The organism is Micromonospora sp. NPDC049204 (assembly GCF_040647935.1).
Lineage (GTDB): Bacteria > Actinomycetota > Actinomycetes > Mycobacteriales > Micromonosporaceae > Micromonospora.
In genome coordinates this window covers 73,265-89,821 of record NZ_JBEZDC010000012.1, presented here as the reverse complement: position 1 = coordinate 89,821, position 16,557 = coordinate 73,265, and the positions used below count along the sequence as shown (strand labels likewise).

Here is a 16,557-nt window from a genome sequence, read left to right as displayed (position 1 = left end):
ACCCCCGAAGGCGGCTACAGCGATGGCTCTCGATGTACCGTACCGTTCCATCCCGGACATGTTTCTCAAGCGCGTGGCGGCCACCCCCGACCGGCACGCGTTCGCGTCCCCGAACGCCGACGACTCGGGGCCGGTCTGGTTGACCTGGGCGCAGGTCGGCCAGCGCGCCAAGGCGGTCGCCGCCGGTCTGCACGGCCTGGGCGTCGGCCAGGAGGACCCGGTCGCGATCCTCGCCAACACCCGGCTGGAATGGGTGATCGCCGACCTCGGCATCATGTGTGCCGGCGGCGCGACCACCACCGTCTACCCGACCACCGAGCCGGCCGACGCGACGTACATCGTCGCCGACTCCGGGTCGAAGGTGCTGTTCGCGGAGAACCCGGCCCAGGCGGCGAAGATCGCCGGGGCGACCCTGCCCGCGCTCACCCACGTGGTGCTCCTCGACGGCGCCGTCGATCCGAACGCCCCGATCGCGCAGTTGACGCTCGCCGACCTGGAGGAGCGCGGCACCCAGGCGCTGGCCGCCGAGCCGGAGCTGATCGACATGTTGGTGGCCGGCATCGGCCCGGACCACCTGGCCACGCTGATCTACACCTCCGGCACCACCGGCCAACCCAAGGGCGTCGAGCTGCTGCACGGCGGCTGGTGCTGGCAAGCCGTGGCGCAGACCGCGGGCGAGCTGATACGCGACGACGACCTGCAGTACCTGTGGCTGCCGCTCGCCCACTCGTTCGGCAAGACCCTGCTCTGCGGCGCCATCCACGTCGGCCTGCCCACCTACGTCGACGGGCGGGTGGACCGGCTCGTCGATCTGCTCTCGGTGATCCGTCCGACGCTGATGTGCGGCGCTCCCCGCGTGTTCGAGAAGGTCTACAACAAGGCCGTGACCACCGCGCAGGGCGCCGGCGGCGCGAAGGCGAAGATCTTCGCCTGGGCCGTCGGCGTCGGCAAGGAGAAAGTGACCCTGGAGCAGGCCGGCAAGCCGGTGCCGGGTGGGCTGAAGCTGCGCTACGGGATCGCCGACAAGCTGGTGTTCAGCAAGCTCCAGGCCCGTCTGGGCGGCCGGATACGGGTGCTGGTGTCCGGCGCCGCTCCGCTCAGCCCGGAGATCGCGACCTTCTTCGCCGCGGCGAACCTGCCGATCTCCGAGGGCTACGGGCTGACCGAGACCAGCGCCGGCAGCTTCGTCAACACGCCGACGGGTCTGCGGATCGGCACCGTGGGCCGGGCGATGGGCGACCTGGAGTGCCGGATCGAGACCGACGGGGAGATCCTGGTGCGGGGTCGGCCGGTGATGCGCGGCTACCACAACCTGCCGGAGGAGACCGCCGCCGCGTTCACCGAGGACGGCTTCTTCCGTACCGGTGACATCGGCATGCTCGACGAGCAGGGCTACCTACGGATCACCGACCGCAAGAAGGAACTGGTCAAGACCTCGGGCGGCAAGTACATCGCGCCCTCGCACATCGAGGGGATGTTCAAGGCCATCTGCCCGTACACCTCGCAGGCGGTCGTCGTCGGTCAGGCGCGCAACTTCTGCACGATGCTTGTCACCCTGGACCCGGATGCGATCCGCGGCTGGGTCGCCGGCGGCCCGCTCGAAGGGCGCAGCTACACCGAGATCGTCACGTCGGCCGAGGCCCAGACGATGGTCGAGGAGTACGTCGCCCAGCTCAACGCCAAGCTCAACCGCTGGGAGACGATCAAGAAGGTGGCCATCCTGCCGCGCGACCTGACGATCGAGGACGGCGAGATCACCCCGTCGTTGAAGATCAAGCGGCGTAGCGTGGAGAGCAACTTCGCGGGCGAGATCGACAAGATGTACGCCGGCACCCTCGCCGAGCTGTGACGCGTCGCCGGTGGCCCCGCACCCACGCTCGGGTGCGGGGCCACCGGCGTTCGTGGCAGCGCGGCGCTCAGGCGATGACGGCCGGCTCCCGCCACCGCTGCGGTCCGGTCCGGTCCAGGTCGTAGCGGACCGCGGCGATCCGCCCGACGGCCTCCACCAGGTCAGCGGCGGGCAGGGTGAACGGCAGCCGCAGGAAGCGTTCCAGCGTGCCGTCCAGGCCGAACCGGGGGCCGGGCGCCAGCCGCACGCCGACCTCCTCGGCGGCCCGCGCCAGCGCGCTGGAGACCGGGCCGTCCAGCTCGGCCCAGAGCGTCACGCCACCCCGTGGCACGGTGACCCGCCAGTCCGGCAGCCGGTGCGCCAACGCGCCGAGCAGGGCGTCGCGCTGGCCGGTCAACTGGACGCGGCGGTCGGCGACGATCGCGTCGGCGTCGGCGAGCAGGTGCACCGCGACCAGTTGGTCCAGCACCGGACTGGCCATGTCCACCCCGACCCGGACGGCGGCCAGCCGCTGCACCTGGGGCGCGGAGGCGCGCACCCAACCGATCCGCAGGCCACCCCAGTAGGACTTGCTCATCCCCCCGATGCTGATCACCCGACTGTGCCGGTCGTAGACGGCGACCGGGGGCGGCACCTCGGTGCCGTCCAGCGCGAGGTCCACGAAGGACTCGTCGACGATCAGGTCGGTGCCGACCGCGTGGGCGGCGGCCACCACCCGCTCACGAAGTCCGGCGGGCATCAGGTGCCCCGTCGGATTCTGGAACTCCGGGATCAGGTAGGCCAGCATGGGCCGGGTCTGCCGGAGACTGCCCAGCAGCAGGTCGGGCTCCCAACCACCGCCGTCGGTGGCCAGGCCGTGGGTGGTGATCCGGGCGCGTCGCCCGGCCAGCGCGGCGAGGGCGTTGGGATAGGTCGGGGACTCGACCAGGACGTTGCCGCCGGGGGCCAGCGCGAGTCGCAACACCAGGTCCAGGGCGTGCTGGGTGCCGCTGGTGACCATGATCTGGTCGGCCGACGTCGGCAGACCCCGAGCCGTGTACGCGCCGGCCACCGCCTCGCGCAGCTCGATGATGCCGGTCGGGTGGTAACCGGCCCCGCCCAGGTATCGGGGCAGATCCTCGGTGGCCGCCCGGGCGGCCGTGAGGAGTTGCGGCGGGGCGGCCAGCGCGGCGACGCCGAGGTCGAGCATGTCCCGGTCGTCGAGCGGGGTCCACAGGCCGGTGCTGGCGACCCGGTGGTTGCCGGGCAGCATCGTCCAACTGCCGGCGCCGCGGCGGCTGGCCAGGTGCCCGGTCTCCCGCAGTTGCCGGTACGCGGCGGTGACCGTGGTCCGGCTGATCCGCAGCGCCTCGGCCAGCTCCCGTTCGGCCGGAAGCCGGACGCCCAGCGGCAACCGGCCGTCGGCGAGCAGGCCGCGCACCGCGCCGGCCAGAGCCGCGTAGTCGGGGCTGCGCCGTCGGCCCGGCAGGGCATGCCACTGACCGAGCAGACGGGCCAATTGGACACCGCGCACCTGCCCAGTCATGACCACTCCTCGAATATTGGCTTCTTCCTCGACGAGGATTGGCACCTACAGTGGCATGCATGGCACTGATTGGCAATCTGCGGCAGCGGCCGGTCCGGCGGCTGGTCCAGCTCTACCTCGGGCTCGCCCTCTACGGCGCCAGCATGGCCCTGATGATCCGCTCCCACCTGGGCCTCGACCCCTGGGACGTGTTCCACCAGGGGCTGTCCAAACTGACCGGCCTCTCCTTCGGCACCGTCACCATCGCCGTCGGCGCGCTGGTGCTGCTGCTCTGGATCCCCCTGCGGCAGCGGCCCGGCCTCGGCACGGTCAGCAACGTCGTGGTGATCGGCCTGGTCGTCGACGCCACCCTGGCCCTGCTGCCCGCGGGTGGCCCGCTCGGCGTCCGGATCGCGATGCTGGTCACCGGGATCGTCGCCAACGGCGCCGCCACCGCCCTCTACCTCGGCGCCCGGCTGGGGCCCGGCCCCCGCGACGGCCTGATGACCGGGTACGTGGCCCGCCGCCCCGGCCGCTCGGTCCGGCTGGTGCGCACCGTCATCGAGGTCACCGTGCTGGCGCTCGGCTGGCTCCTCGGCGGCACGGTCGGTGTGGGCACCGTCGCGTACGCGCTGGCCATCGGGCCGTTGGCCCAGTTCTTCATCCCGCTGTTCGCCGTGCCGGAGGGCACCGCGCCGGACAGCGCCGCGCCCCCGCCCGGTAACGCCGCGCCGGCCACCCCCGCCGGCTGAATCCTCACCGACCGTCCGCGAACCGGTACGTGGTGGTGGTGCCACGTACCGGATGGGAGGGTGGGTGTTCCCTTCCGCGACGCGCGCCGTCATCATCTCTGCATGGGGGAGAACGGTTGGCGCTGGACGGACGCCTGGATCTTCGTGTCGCTGGTGATCGCGAGCGGAGCCGGCCGGCACCGTCGGTCGGCGACGAGTCGCCGGCCGGAGGGTGTCCGCCTCACCGATGTGCTCTCCACCGCCGACCACCTCAACCACGCGATTCCGCAGCGGCACGAGGTGGAGGCCGCCGTCCAGCGGCTGGTCGGGGCCGGGTTGGTAAGTGTCGTCGACGGCTGGTTCCGGATCACCGCCGAGGGTGAGCAGCTCTGGCGCAGCCGCCCGCGCGCCGGCGTGGCGACCATGGTGGACACCGTGCAGGGCGTGCTGACCCGCCGACACGCGCCCGGCAGTGCCGACTGGAGCCTGGACGAGGCCGACCACGCCGCGGCCGTCCAGGAGTACGCCGTCCGCTCGATCCCCACGCCGCGCCGGTCACCCGAGGGGCACTCCGGGGGGCACTGACCGGCTCAGCGCACCGGGTGACCGCTGTCCCGCAGCGCGTCCTTGACCTCGGCCACGGTCAGCTCGCCGAAGTGGAAGACACTGGCGGCGAGCACCGCGTCCGCGCCCGCGCCGATCGCGGGCGGAAAGTGGGCCACCTCGCCGGCACCCCCGCTGGCCACCACCGGCACGTCCACGATCGCCCGTACCGCGGCGATCAGCTCCAGGTCGAACCCGGCCTTGGTGCCGTCGGCGTCCATCGAGTTGAGCAGGATCTCCCCCGCGCCCAGCTCGGCCCCCCGCTGCGCCCACCACACCGCGTCGATGCCCGTGCCCCGCCGGCCGCCGTGCGTGGTGACCTCGAACCCGCTGGGGGTGACGTCGGTCGGCGCCCGGCGCACGTCGAGGGAGAGCACGAGCACCTGCCGGCCGAACCGGTCGGCGATCTCGGCGATCAACTCCGGCCGGGCGATGGCGGCGGTGTTCACGCCGACCTTGTCCGCGCCCGCGCGCAGCAGCGTGTCGACGTCGGCGACCTGCCGGACCCCACCCCCGACGGTCAGCGGGATGAAGACCGACTCGGCGGTGCGGCGCACCACGTCGAGCATGGTGCCCCGGTCGCTGGAGGACGCGGTGACGTCGAGGAAGGTCAGCTCGTCCGCACCGGCCCGGTCGTACGCGGCGGCCAACTCCACCGGGTCACCGGCGTCGCGCAGGTCGAGGAAGTTGACGCCCTTGACCACCCGCCCGGCGTCCACGTCGAGACAGGGGATCACCCGTACCGCCACCGTCATGCCGCCACCCTATCCTCCGCGCGAGGCGCGGCGGCCGACCCGACCGGGCCGACCGCCGCGCACCCCGTGCCGATCAGACACGAACGAGCATCTTGCCCAGGTTCTCGCCGCGCAGCAGGCCGAGGAACGCCGCCGGGGCGTTCTCGATGCCGTCGACGACCGTCTCGTCGTAGGACAGCGTGCCCTCGCGCAGCCAGCCGGCGACGTCACGGACGAACTCCGCCCGCACGTTGTTGTGGTCGTTGACCAGGAAGCCGCGCAGGGTGAGCCGCTTGCCGATGACCAGCGCCAGGTTGCGCGGCGCGGCCGGCGGTTCGGTGGCGTTGTACTGCGAGATCATGCCGCAGATCGCGGCCCGGCCGTGCAGGTTCATGGCCGAGATCGCCGCCTCCAGGTGGTCGCCGCCGACGTTGTCGAAGTAGACGTCGACGCCGTCCGGGGCGGCCGCCCGCAACGACTCACGGACCGGCCCGTCGTGGTAGTCGAAGGCGGCGTCGAAGCCCAGGGCCCGCAGCCGCTCGACCTTCGCGGCCGAGCCGGCGCTGCCGATGACCCGGCCCGCGCCCTTGAGCTTGGCGATCTGGCCCACCAGGCTGCCGACCGAGCCGGCCGCGGCGGAGACGAAGACCGTCTCGCCGGGCTTCATCGCGGCGACCTCCAGCAGACCGGCGTACGCGGTCAGCCCGGGCATGCCGAGCACGCTGAGGTACGCGCTGACCGGCGCCAGGCTCGGGTCGACCGGCCGGGCGGCGCTGGCGTCGAGCAGCGCGTACTCCCGCCAGCCCAGCCCGTGCAGGACCGTGGTGCCGACGGCGACGTCGGCCGACTCGCTGGCCACCACCTCGCCGATCGCCGCACCGTCGAGCGGGGCGTCGAGGGCGAACGGCGGCACGTACGACTTGACGTCGTTCATCCGTCCACGCATGTACGGGTCGACGGACAGGAACTGGTTGCGGACCACGATCTGGCCCGGTCCGGGCGTCGGGACGTCGGTCTCGACGAGCCGGAAGGTGTCCTCGGTGGGCCAGCCCTGCGGGCGGCTGGCCAGGTGGATCTCACGATTGCCGGTCACGGGGTGGTCGTCCTCTCGTCCGCGGATGGGGGCCTGGGTCGCGAGCTCACGCGGCCAGGGTCTCCCGGACGGTCAGCGCGACGTCGATGTTGCCGCGGGTGGCGTTGGAGTACGGGCAGACCTGGTGGGCCTGCTCGACGATCTGCTCGGCGGTCTCGCGGGAGACGGCGGGCAGGTCGACGACGAGCCGTACGGTGAGCCCGAACCCGCCACTGCCGTTCGGGCCGATGCCGACCTCGGCGGCGACGACGGAGTCGCTCACGTCGGCCTTGGCGCGGCGGCCCACCAGGCGCAGGGCGCTGTGGAAGCAGGCCGCGTAGCCGGCGGCGAAGAGCTGCTCGGGGTTGGCGGCCCCACCGGCGCCACCCATCTCCTTCGGCACGGCCAGGTCGAGCGCGAGAGTGCCGTCGGAGGTCTCGACGTGGCCGTCGCGGCCATCGCCGCTGGCGGTCGCGGACGCGGTGTAGAGAACCTGCATGAGAGTCACTGCTCCTTCTGTCGGTGGATGGTCTCGGTGACCCGGGTGAGGGTGTCGCGCAACGCGACCAGCTCGCCGAGGCCCAGCCCGGTGGCCTGCGCGATGCGCAGCGGGACCTCGCAGAGCTGCTCGCGCAGCGCCCGCCCCTGCTCGGTGAGGACGACCTCGACCCGCCGCTCGTCGCGAGCCGACCGCTGTCGCACCACCAGCCCCGCCCCCTCCAGTCGCTTGAGCAGCGGAGAGAGCGTGCCGGAGTCCAGTCGCAGCTCGGCGCCCAGCTCGGACACCGCGGGGGCGTCGTCGGGGCGCTCCCAGAGCACCAACAGCACCAGGTACTGCGGGTAGGTCAGCCCGACCTCGTCGAGGATCGGCCGGTAGACGTCGGTCAGGGCGCGCGACGCGGCGTAGAGCGCGAAGCACACCTGCCGGCGCAACACCAGGTCATCGGTCACCGCTGAAACGTAGCCCACAATTAAGTTGTGCACAACCTATCGGGCCACAGGTCAGCCAGTAGGCCGGCCGGGCGCGTACCTCAGCGATCGCCGAGGTACGCCTCCAACTCCACCTCGACCAGGTGCTCCGGGTCCAACAGACCGGCCACCACCACAAGCGTCGCCGCCGGCCGCACCGCGCCGAAGACCGCGTTGTGCGCCCGGCCCACCTCGTCGGCGTGCAGCCGGTCGGTCACGTACATCCTGGTCCGGACCACGTCGCCCGGCTCCGCACCCACCTCGGCGAGCGCGTCCAGCCCGATCCGCAGCGCCTGCGCGGTCTGCGCGGCGGCGTCACCGACGTGCACCACCCGACCGTCCACCGTCGCCGTGCAGCCGGCCGTGAAGGCCCGATCGCCGGCCCGGACCACCCGCGAGTAGCCGTAGTGCCGCTCCCACGGGCCGCCCGAGGAGAGCCGGGTGACCGTCACACCTCGGCCAGGGTCCGCAGCGCCTCGGCCACCGTGAAGGCACCCGCGTAGAGCGCCTTACCGGCGATCACGCCCTCCACCCCGATCGCCTCCAGGCTCGCCAACGCCCGCAGGTCGTCAAGCGTGGACACCCCGCCGGAAGCGATCACCGGCCGGTCGGTGCGGGCACACACCTCACGCAACAGGTCCAGGTTCGGACCGCGCATGGTGCCGTCCTTGGTGATGTCGGTGACCACGTACCGACTCGCGCCGGCCTTGTCCAGCCGCTCCAGCACCTCGTACAGGTCACCGCCGTCACGCGTCCAGCCCCGCGCGGAGAGGGTGTGACCCCGCACGTCCAACCCGATGGCGACCCGGTCGCCGTACTCCCCCACCACCCGGTCACACCACACCGGGTCCTCCAGCGCCGCGGTGCCGATGTTCACCCGGGCCGCCCCGGTGCCCAGCGCCGCCCGCAACGACTCGTCGTCCCGGATGCCGCCGGAGAGCTCCACCTTCACGTCCAACTGCCGCACCACCTCGGCGAGCAGGTGCGCGTTCGTGCCCCGGCCGAAGGCCGCGTCCAGGTCGACCAGGTGGATCCACTCCGCGCCGTCCTGCTGCCAGGCCAGCGCCGCGTCCAACGGCTCGCCATAGATGCTCTCGCTTCCGACGGCGCCCTGCACGAGCCGGACGGCCCGGCCGTCGGCGACATCCACAGCGGGTAACAGGGTGAGGCTCAACGTCTTCTCCTCGATCAGGTACGACGGTCCAGGGCGATCACGACGATCGCCGGCAGTACGAGCAGCAACAACACGATCAGCGCGATCCGCAACGCCAGGTTGTCGACGAACGACCAGATCAGAATCAGCGCCGCACCGGTGAGCAGCACGATGGCGGCCCGCTCACCCCGGGTGTGCCGGGCCAGCCGCCCGGAGCGGCCCCGGCGCAGCCGAGGGGTCAACCGGCGGACCACCGCGCGACGGCGCTGCCGGCGCGCCACCCGACGCTGCCGTACCGCCCGCTCCCGGGCCTGCTCCGCCTCCCGCTCCGCCCGCCGGCGGGCCCGTTCCCGGCTCACCGCGACGCCCCCGAGTCGGGCGTCGGACACCGACGCTCAGCCACCGGTGGGCAGCGTGGCGAGCCAGTTGCGCAGCAGCGCGGCACCGGTGTCGGCGGACTTCTCCGGATGGAACTGGGCCGCCGAGAGCGGACCCCGCTCCACCGCGGCGACGAAGTCCGTGTCGTGGTGGGCGGTGGTCACCACGGCGCCGGCAGCGGCCAACGCCGCCGGGTCGCCCATCGCGTACGAGTGGACGAAGTAGAACCTGCTCTGCTCGGTCAGTCCGGCGAACAGCACCGACTCCGCAGGCGCCCGGACCGTGTTCCAGCCCATGTGCGGCAGCCTGGTGGCGGCCAGCCGGGTCACCCCGCCGGGCAGCAACCCGAGCCCCTTGGTCACCACGCCGTGCTCGTCGCCGTGCTCGAAGAGCACCTGCATACCCACACAGATGCCGAGCACCGGACGGCCGGCGGCGACCCGCTCGGCAATCACCGGACCGGCGCCGAGCGCCTCGATCCCGGCCATGCACGCCGCGTACGCCCCCACCCCCGGCACCACCAGACCATCGGCGGCGGCCGCGGCAGCCAGATCGTCGGTCACCCGGACGTCCGCGCCGGCGGCGACCAACGCCCGCTCCGCCGAGCGCAGGTTGCCCGAGCCGTAGTCGAGCACCACCACGTCGCTCACGCGTCGCCCCCCGGCAGCAGCCGCAGCACCCCGGCGACCGTGGCGAGCACCGCGAGCACCCCGGTGACCAGCACCGCCACCTTCGGCGCACCCTGGCGGTGAAGCGACCAGGTGCCACCGACCAGCACCCCGGCCAGGATCAGCAGCAACGTCGGCAACGCGGCACCCATCAGAGCCACCCTCGAATCGCGACCGCGGGGCTCCGCTTCGCTGCACTCCTCGCGCTCATCAGAGCGCGCCCTTCGTGCTGGGGATCGCGCCCGCCGACCGTGGGTCGATCGAGGTGGCCTCGCGCAACGCGCGGGAGACCGCCTTGAACTGCGCCTCCACCACGTGGTGCGCGTCCGGGTGACCACCCGGCCGCGCCGCCCGCAGCACGTCGACGTGCAACGTGACCCGGGCCGCCTGGCCGAAGGACTCCCAGATGTGCCGGGTCATGCTCGTCGCGTAGACCGGCCCGATGTACGGGGCCAGCGCCGGCTCGTCGTGCACCACGTACGGCCGACCGGACAGGTCCACCGCGGCCCGGACCAGCACCTCGTCCATCGGCACGGTCGCCGAACCGTACCGCCGGATGCCGGCCTTGTCGCCCAGCGCCTGGTCGAACGCGGCACCCAGGGCCAGGGCGGTGTCCTCGATCGTGTGGTGCGCGTCGATCTCCAGGTCACCCACCGTGCGTACGGTCAGGTCGAAGCCGCCGTGCCGGGCGATCTGGTGCAGCATGTGGTCGTAGAAGCCGACCCCGGTGCTGATCTCGGCGGCGCCGTTGCCGTCGAGGTCGATCTCGACGAGGACCTTGGTCTCCTTGGTGATCCGCTCCACCCGGGCGGTCCGGCTCATTGCTTACCTCTCGGTCGCGACTGCGGGGCTCGCAAGCTCACTCCTCGCGCTCCCACGTCACAGTCTCCATTGCAGAAAGGAAGGCGTCGGTCTCGGCCGAGGTGCCCGCGGTCACCCGCAGCCAGCCGGGCAGGCCCACGTCGCGGACCAGCACCCCCTGCGCCAGCAGGGCGTGCCAGACGGTGGTCTGGTCGCCGCCCACCTCGAAGAGCACGAAGTTGGCGTCGCTGTCGGCGACCCGCAACCCACGCTCGCGCAGCGTCGCCACGATCCGATCCCGCTGCACCATGATCGCGCTCACCGTACCGAGGAGGGTGTCGCGGTGGGTCACCGCAGCGCGGGCGGCGGCCTGGGTCAGCGTGGACAGATGATACGGCAGTCGAACGAGCTGCACCGCCTGCACCACCGCGGGGTCGGCGGCCAGGTAACCCAGCCGCCCGCCGGCGAAGCCGAACGCCTTGCTCATCGTCCGGGTGACCACCAACCGGGGGTGGCCGGGCAGCACCGCGAGGGCGCTGACCGTCCCGGGCCGGGCGAACTCGGCGTACGCCTCGTCGACGACCACCATCCCCGGCGCGACGTCGAGCACCCCGGCGATCACCGCCGGGTCCAGTGCCGTGCCGGTGGGGTTGTTCGGCGAGCAGAGGAACACCACGTCGGGGCGGTGCTCCCGGACCTGGGCGACCGCCTCCCCGACGGTCAGACCGAAGTCGACGCCGCGCCGCGCGGGCACCCACCGGGTGCCGGTGCCGAGGGCCAGCAGCGGGTGCATCGAGTACGCCGGAACGAACCCGAGCGCGCTGCGCCCCGGCCCACCGAACGCCTGCAACAGCTGCTGCTGGATCTCGTTGGAGCCGTTGGCCGCCCACACCTGCTCGACGGTGAGCCCGTGCCCGAGATATGCGGCCAGGTCGGCGCGGAGCGCCACCGCGTCCCGGTCCGGATAGCGGTTCAACTCGCGCAGCTCGGCCGCGAGGGCCTTGCCGATCGCCTCGACCACCGGCTCCGGCACCGGGTGGGAGTTCTCGTTGGTGTTCAGCCGCACCGGCACGTCCAGCTGCGGCGCCCCGTACGGCGACAGCCCCCGCAGGTCGTCGCGGATCGGCAGCTCCCCCAGGCTGCTCACGCCGCCTCCCCGCTTCGCGAGGAGGCGGCGTGAGGCACCAGGCGACTGAGCCACCTGGTTCGCTCGCTTCGCTCGCTCACGCCGTCCCTCCCGGGAAACGCGCCTGGACGGCCTGGCCGTGCGCCGGCAGGTCCTCCACGTTGGCCAGGGTGACCACGTGTGGGGCCACCTCCCGTAGAGCGGTCTCGGTGTATTCGATCAGGTGCACCCCGCGCAGGAACGACTGCACCGACAACCCGGAGGAGTGCCGGGCGCAGCCGCCGGTGGGCAGCACGTGGTTGGACCCGGCGCAGTAGTCGCCGAGCGACACCGGCGACCAGGCCCCTACGAAGATCGCTCCCGCGTTGCGGACCCGCAGCGCCCACTCCCGGGCGTCGACCGTCTGGATCTCCAGGTGCTCGGCCGCGTACGCGTCGACCACCCGCAGCCCCGCCTCCAGGTCGTCGACCAGGACCACGCCGCTCTGCTCACCTGTCAACGCGGTGGTGACCCGGTCGGCGTGCTTGGTCGCCGGCACCTGCCGGGCCAACTCCCGCTCGACCGACTCGACGAGCGTCAGCGACGGGGTGACCAGCACACTCGCGGCGAGCGGGTCGTGCTCGGCCTGACTGATCAGGTCGGCGGCGACGTGCGCCGGATCGGCCGTGTCGTCGGCCAGGATGGCGATCTCGGTCGGCCCGGCCTCGGCGTCGATGCCGACCACGCCGCGCAGCAGCCGCTTGGCGGCGGTCACCCAGATGTTGCCGGGGCCGGTGATCAGGTCGACCGGGTCGCACCGCAGCTCACCCAACGGGTCGACCGCCGCGCCGTACGCCAGCATCGCCACCGCCTGGGCTCCGCCCACGGCGTACACCTCGTCGACGCCGAGCAGCGCGCACGCGGCGAGCACCCGGGCGTCGGGCAGGCCGCCGTTGTCCTTCTGCGGCGGGCTGACCACCACCAGCGACCGCACCCCGGCCGCCTGGGCGGGCACCACGTTCATCACCACCGTCGACGGGTACATCGCCAGGCCGCCGGGCACGTAGAGGCCGACCCGGTCGACCGGCAGCCAGCGCTCGGTGACCGTGCCGCCGGGCACCACCTGCGTGACGTGGTCGGTGCGCCGCTGGTCGTCGTGCACCCGGCGGGCCCGGGTGATCGACTCCAGCAGCGCGGCGCGCACGGCCGGGTCGAGCACCCCCTCGGCCTCGGTGATCGCCTCGACCGGCACCCGCAGCACCTCCGGGGAGATGCCGTCGAACCGCTCACTGGCCTCCCGGATCGCCGGGTATCCATGCTCGCGGACCGCCTCCACCAGAGGGCGGATCCGCTCGACGGCAACCGAGACGTCGAGCTGGGCACGGGGCAGCAGGCGGCGCGGGTCACCGAGACCGTTGCGCAGGTCGATCCGATTCAGCACCCTTGCGAGTCTAGGCGGCCGGCGCGGAGCGCACCCGAGCCGCCCGTCCGCCGGGACGGTGAGCCGGGCCACGCCTCCGGGGGCGAGATTGGTTAGGCTCGACGATGTGACCGCACGGCTGCCGGTGTTTCCGCTCGCAACAGTGCTCTTTCCCGGCTTGGTGCTGCCGCTGCACATCTTCGAGGAGCGCTACCGGGCGCTGGTGCGACACCTGGTCGACCTGCCCGAGGGTGCGCCACGTGAGTTCGGCGTGGTGGCCATCCAGGCCGGGTGGGAGGTCGCGCCCGCCGGTCCCGGCGCCCACGCCACGCCGAGCGCCGGCGCCGTCACCCTGCACGAGGTGGGCTGCACCGCCGAACTGCGCCAGGTGACCGAGCTGGCCGACGGGGGCTTCGACATCGTCACGGTCGGCCGGCGTCGCTTCCGGATCGCCGAGGTCGACGACAGCGCCGCGCCCTACCTGACCGCCGACGTGGAGTGGTTGCCCGACCCGGCCGGGCCGGACGAGGTGGCCGAGCTGCTGGCCGCCCGGGTGATCGCGGTGTTCCGGCAGTACCTCGGCCTGATCCGCTCCGACCCGGAGGAGATCTCCGAGCAACTGCCGGAGGACCCCACGGTGCTCTCCCACCTGGTGGCGGCGACCGCGGCGCTCACCGTCGACGACCGGCAGCGCCTGCTGGCCATCGACGACACCGCCGCCCGGCTCCGCGCCGAGCTGCGGCTGCTCAACCGCGAGGCGGCTCTGCTTCGTCAGGTGCGGGCGGTGCCGGTGCCGCTGTCGGAGCTGGCGTCCCCGCCGACACCCAACTGAGATCGGCCGGCTCGGGCTCCGGGCGCAGCCCCGGCCACCGCGACCAGCCGGCCAGCAGGGTGTACATGATCGCGGCACCGAACGCCGGCAGCAGCAGGTTGCCGTGCGGCACCGGCAGCACGCCGAGCAGCCAGTCGACCCCACCGGCCCGCAGGTCCGCGGGTTTGGTGAAGGCCTGCCCGGCCGGGGCGGTGGCCAGCAGCCGGTCGAAGGTGGCCAGGCCGACGCGCCGACCCACCTGCCAGGCCACCGGTGCGGCGACCAACGCGCCGAGCACCGCGGCGAGCAGCCCCACCGGACCGCGCCGACGCCGCAGCACGAACCACAGGGCGAGCGCGACCAGCAGCCCGAAGCCGAGCCCCAGCAGACTGAACCACCCGTCCGCGGCGATCGGCTGCTCCGGTTGCGGATCGGCGTAGATCGCCCCCTCGACGGTCTTGACCACCGGCGTGTCCGGCGCGAGCACGGCCCAGAGCAGCCCGAACGGCACACCCAGCACGGCCAGCGCGAACACGGTGCCCAGCACCGTCACGGCGGCGCGCAGCGGGCGGCGCGGCTCGTCGAAGCTGAGCTCCAGAGAGCTCTGGTACGCCCCCCAAGGGCCAGCGCCGGCCGACTGCTCACCCACCAGCGGCGACTCGCCCGCTGACGGTGGCTCGGTGACCGACGGTGGTTCGCCCGCTGACCTCGACTCGCCCGCTGACGGTGGCTCGGCGACCGGCGGCGGCTCGCCCGCTGACGGCGACTCACCGACCGACGGTGTCGGGCCCGACGCTCGGGGCGGCGTGGGTCGGTCGGGCTCGTCGGCGGGCCGCTCACGGTCGGGGTTGTCCGGGCTCACCCGATGATCCTCTCAGGCCCGGTGTCGGGCCGGAGCCCCGGTGGCGGCAGACCAGCTCACCGGGCGAACGGCTCCACCATCATCGCCGCGGCGCGCAGCCACGCCTGGCGGGTCTCCGGCTGGAGCTGGTGGTACTCGATCGACGACCCGGTCTCCAACGCCGGGTCGTACGGCACCACCGCAACCCCCCGGGTACGGGTGGCGAAGTGCCGCTCCAGGTCGTCCTGAAGTGGCGAGCGACCCGGGGTCGGGCAGGAGATGAGCGTGATCGCGTTGTCCGCCAGCTCGCCCATGCCCTCCTCGTGCAGCAGGTCGAGCATCCAGTCCGCGCTGAACGCCGCGTCCTCGCGGGGCACCGTGGTCACCACCAGCTGGTCCGCGGCCTGCATCACCGTGCGCCAGTTGGGGCTCTCCACGTTGTTGCCGGTGTCCACGCACACCACGTCGTGGGTACGCCGCAGCAGCTCCAACACCCGCCGGACGGTGAACTGGTCGAGTCGCTGGGCGAAGCGCGGGCTCTCCTCGCCGGCCAGCACGTCGTACGAGCTGTCGGAGGCGTGCCGCAGGTAGTCGTCGAGCCGACCCAGCAGGGTCGAGCCCTCCAGGATCTCGATCTGGGCCAGGTCGGCCACCAGGTGCCGGATCGTGCGGGCGTGCCGGGCGCTGCCGGCGCGCAGTCCGAGGGTGCCGCGCAACTCGTTGTCGTCCCAGGCCAGTACGCCCTGCCCGCGCACGCTGCCGACGGTGGCGGCGGCGAGCACGGTGGCGGTGGTCTTGTGCACCCCGCCCTTGGGGTTGGCGAAGGCGAACACCCGGGGCGTGCCCAGGTCGCGGCGGAGCACCCCGTTGGCCCGCTCCTGCTCCGGGTCGGCACCCTGCGGACGCCACTCGACCCGAGCCGGGTAGGCGCGTTCGGCGACCGCCGAGCCGACCGACGGGCTGGGCGGCGGCACGACCGGCGGGGCAGGCGGGGGCGTGACAGGTGCGGATGGCGGCGCGGCCACCGGGTAACCGGTCTCCGGCTGGTAGCCGGTCTCCAACAGCGCGTACCGCGACTCCGCCGGCGGGTCACCCTGCCGATAGCCGTTGTCCAGCAGCGCGTAGCGGGACTGGGCGGGGTCGGGCGCGGGAGGCGGCGACTCGGGCTCGGCCCGGTACGCCGGTTCCGCCTGGTAGCCCGGCTCGGTCCGGTACGCCGGCTCGGCCCGGTAGTCCGGCTCGGGGCGATAACCCGGCTCGGCGCGGTAGTCCGGCTCGGCCCGGTAGCCCGGCTCGGGGCGGTAACCCGGCTCGGCGCGGTAATCCGGCTCCGCCCGGTACCCCGGCTCGGGGCGATAACCCGGCTCGGCCCGGTAATCCGGCTCGGCCCGATAGGTCGGCTCGGCGCGGAATTCCGGCTCCGCGCGGTAGCCAGGCTCCGCGCGGTAGCCAGGCTCGGCGCGATAGTCAGGCTCGGCGCGATAGTCAGGCTCGGCGCGATAGGTCGGCTCGCTCCGGTACGCCGGCTCCGAGCGGTAGTCCGGCTCGGCCCCGTAGGCGGGATCCGCCCGGTACGCCGGCTCGGCCCGATAGGCGGGGTCGACGCGGTAGGTCGCCTCGGCCCGGTAGGCGGGGTCCGTGCCGTACGGCGACGCCGCCGGTTGTCCGACGGCCGGTGCCCGCCCGGCGTACCCGTTCGGGGCCGCACGCCGTGGCAGCGGGTCCGGCGGCGCCTCGTCGGCCCGCCGCTCCGGCTCGGTCTGCTCCGCGCCACGACCGCCCAACCGGGCGCGGTCCAACAACGCGCGCCACCGCGGCGCTGGTTCGGCCGGCCGGCCCCAGCCGGTCTCACTGCCCTCCACGGCCCGCCCTCCCAGCACCATCGATCTCCGTCTGACAGGCTACGAAGCAAACCCTA

The 16,557-nt window shown here is 73.2% G+C and carries 19 protein-coding genes; 4 read left to right on the top strand and 15 right to left on the bottom strand.

Features of this window, described 5'->3' with window-relative positions:
- Positions 1-22 precede the first annotated feature (22 nt).
- Positions 23-1,849: a long-chain fatty acid--CoA ligase gene (locus tag AB0A90_RS22550; RefSeq protein ID WP_357251137.1), complete on the top strand. Its 1,827-nt coding sequence runs from the start codon at positions 23-25 to the stop codon at positions 1,847-1,849.
- 67 nt (positions 1,850-1,916) lie between these two features.
- On the opposite strand, the gene AB0A90_RS22545 is transcribed toward AB0A90_RS22550, so the two are convergent.
- The gene (locus tag AB0A90_RS22545; RefSeq protein WP_357251135.1) at positions 1,917-3,374 is read right to left on the bottom strand and encodes a PLP-dependent aminotransferase family protein; all 1,458 of its coding nucleotides are present in this window, start codon (positions 3,372-3,374) and stop codon (positions 1,917-1,919) included.
- Between the two features lie 59 nt (positions 3,375-3,433).
- Between AB0A90_RS22545 and AB0A90_RS22540 the strand changes: the two genes are divergently transcribed.
- The gene (locus AB0A90_RS22540; protein ID WP_357251132.1) at positions 3,434-4,105 is read left to right on the top strand and encodes a hypothetical protein; all 672 of its coding nucleotides are present in this window, start codon (positions 3,434-3,436) and stop codon (positions 4,103-4,105) included.
- A gap of 102 nt (positions 4,106-4,207) precedes the next feature.
- On the top strand, positions 4,208-4,669 hold the full coding sequence (locus AB0A90_RS22535; protein WP_357251129.1) for a hypothetical protein: 462 nt from the start codon (positions 4,208-4,210) through the stop codon (positions 4,667-4,669).
- A gap of 5 nt (positions 4,670-4,674) precedes the next feature.
- On the opposite strand, the gene hisF is transcribed toward AB0A90_RS22535, so the two are convergent.
- From hisF to hisD, 12 genes are all read right to left on the bottom strand, one after another.
- Positions 4,675-5,442 (bottom strand): imidazole glycerol phosphate synthase subunit HisF, encoded by a 768-nt coding sequence (gene hisF / locus AB0A90_RS22530; RefSeq protein ID WP_357251126.1) that lies wholly within the window; start codon positions 5,440-5,442, stop codon positions 4,675-4,677.
- A 73-nt stretch (positions 5,443-5,515) separates the two neighbouring features.
- Complete coding sequence (locus tag AB0A90_RS22525) at positions 5,516-6,514, bottom strand: NADP-dependent oxidoreductase (RefSeq protein ID WP_357251123.1); 999 nt, start codon at positions 6,512-6,514, stop codon at positions 5,516-5,518.
- Between the two features lie 46 nt (positions 6,515-6,560).
- On the bottom strand, positions 6,561-6,992 hold the full coding sequence (locus AB0A90_RS22520; protein WP_357251120.1) for an organic hydroperoxide resistance protein: 432 nt from the start codon (positions 6,990-6,992) through the stop codon (positions 6,561-6,563).
- 5 nt (positions 6,993-6,997) lie between these two features.
- Positions 6,998-7,444 (bottom strand): MarR family transcriptional regulator, encoded by a 447-nt coding sequence (locus AB0A90_RS22515; protein WP_357251117.1) that lies wholly within the window; start codon positions 7,442-7,444, stop codon positions 6,998-7,000.
- Between the two features lie 80 nt (positions 7,445-7,524).
- A complete protein-coding gene (locus AB0A90_RS22510; RefSeq protein WP_357251115.1) occupies positions 7,525-7,914 on the bottom strand; it encodes a RidA family protein in 390 nt (129 codons plus the stop codon).
- Complete coding sequence (priA, locus tag AB0A90_RS22505) at positions 7,911-8,636, bottom strand: bifunctional 1-(5-phosphoribosyl)-5-((5-phosphoribosylamino)methylideneamino)imidazole-4-carboxamide isomerase/phosphoribosylanthranilate isomerase PriA (RefSeq protein ID WP_357251113.1); 726 nt, start codon at positions 8,634-8,636, stop codon at positions 7,911-7,913. The genes AB0A90_RS22510 and priA overlap by 4 nt, the downstream gene beginning before the upstream one ends.
- 14 nt (positions 8,637-8,650) lie before the next feature.
- Positions 8,651-8,974, bottom strand: a complete 324-nt coding sequence (locus AB0A90_RS22500; protein WP_355032713.1) for a hypothetical protein — start codon at positions 8,972-8,974, stop codon at positions 8,651-8,653.
- Between the two features lie 36 nt (positions 8,975-9,010).
- Entirely contained in the window at positions 9,011-9,643 is a 633-nt protein-coding gene (gene hisH, locus AB0A90_RS22495) for an imidazole glycerol phosphate synthase subunit HisH (protein WP_357251109.1), read from the bottom strand.
- Positions 9,640-9,813 (bottom strand): hypothetical protein, encoded by a 174-nt coding sequence (locus tag AB0A90_RS22490; protein WP_357251106.1) that lies wholly within the window; start codon positions 9,811-9,813, stop codon positions 9,640-9,642. Before AB0A90_RS22490 ends, hisH begins: the two co-directional genes overlap by 4 nt.
- A 58-nt stretch (positions 9,814-9,871) precedes the next feature.
- Positions 9,872-10,483, bottom strand: a complete 612-nt coding sequence (hisB, locus tag AB0A90_RS22485; protein WP_357251103.1) for an imidazoleglycerol-phosphate dehydratase HisB — start codon at positions 10,481-10,483, stop codon at positions 9,872-9,874.
- Positions 10,484-10,520: 37 nt separating this feature from the next.
- Positions 10,521-11,609, bottom strand: coding sequence for a histidinol-phosphate transaminase (locus AB0A90_RS22480; RefSeq protein WP_357251100.1), 1,089 nt, complete (start codon positions 11,607-11,609; stop codon positions 10,521-10,523).
- 76 nt (positions 11,610-11,685) lie between these two features.
- Positions 11,686-13,008 carry a histidinol dehydrogenase gene (gene hisD / locus AB0A90_RS22475; RefSeq protein WP_357251097.1) on the bottom strand — a complete coding sequence of 441 codons (1,323 nt, stop codon included), beginning with the start codon at positions 13,006-13,008 and terminating at the stop codon, positions 11,686-11,688.
- Between the two features lie 106 nt (positions 13,009-13,114).
- Here hisD and AB0A90_RS22470 point away from each other — a divergent pair, with 106 nt between their 5' ends.
- On the top strand, positions 13,115-13,819 hold the full coding sequence (locus AB0A90_RS22470; RefSeq protein ID WP_357251095.1) for an LON peptidase substrate-binding domain-containing protein: 705 nt from the start codon (positions 13,115-13,117) through the stop codon (positions 13,817-13,819).
- Here AB0A90_RS22470 and AB0A90_RS22465 read toward each other — a convergent pair.
- Both AB0A90_RS22465 and AB0A90_RS22460 read right to left on the bottom strand, forming a co-directional pair.
- On the bottom strand, positions 13,734-14,660 hold the full coding sequence (locus tag AB0A90_RS22465) for a DUF2567 domain-containing protein (protein WP_357251092.1): 927 nt from the start codon (positions 14,658-14,660) through the stop codon (positions 13,734-13,736). The genes AB0A90_RS22470 and AB0A90_RS22465 overlap by 86 nt on opposite strands.
- Before the next feature lie 56 nt (positions 14,661-14,716).
- Positions 14,717-16,522 carry an AAA family ATPase gene (locus AB0A90_RS22460; protein WP_357251089.1) on the bottom strand — a complete coding sequence of 602 codons (1,806 nt, stop codon included), beginning with the start codon at positions 16,520-16,522 and terminating at the stop codon, positions 14,717-14,719.
- Positions 16,523-16,557: the final 35 nt, after the last annotated feature.

Excerpts from the sequence above, each read along its gene's own strand:
- AB0A90_RS22520 (WP_357251120.1), bottom strand. The coding sequence starts at position 6,992 with ATGCAGGTTCTCTACACCGCGTCCGCGACCGCCAGCGGCGATGGCCGC.
- AB0A90_RS22545 (WP_357251135.1), bottom strand. The coding sequence starts at position 3,374 with ATGACTGGGCAGGTGCGCGGTGTCCAATTGGCCCGTCTGCTCGGTCAG.
- hisF (WP_357251126.1), bottom strand. The coding sequence starts at position 5,442 with ATGACGGTGGCGGTACGGGTGATCCCCTGTCTCGACGTGGACGCCGGG.
- AB0A90_RS22460 (WP_357251089.1), bottom strand. The coding sequence starts at position 16,522 with ATGGTGCTGGGAGGGCGGGCCGTGGAGGGCAGTGAGACCGGCTGGGGC.
- AB0A90_RS22550 (WP_357251137.1), top strand. The coding sequence starts at position 23 with ATGGCTCTCGATGTACCGTACCGTTCCATCCCGGACATGTTTCTCAAG.
- AB0A90_RS22490 (WP_357251106.1), bottom strand. The coding sequence starts at position 9,813 with ATGGGTGCCGCGTTGCCGACGTTGCTGCTGATCCTGGCCGGGGTGCTG.
- AB0A90_RS22535 (WP_357251129.1), top strand. The coding sequence starts at position 4,208 with ATGGGGGAGAACGGTTGGCGCTGGACGGACGCCTGGATCTTCGTGTCG.
- hisB (WP_357251103.1), bottom strand. The coding sequence starts at position 10,483 with ATGAGCCGGACCGCCCGGGTGGAGCGGATCACCAAGGAGACCAAGGTC.
- AB0A90_RS22540 (WP_357251132.1), top strand. The coding sequence starts at position 3,434 with ATGGCACTGATTGGCAATCTGCGGCAGCGGCCGGTCCGGCGGCTGGTC.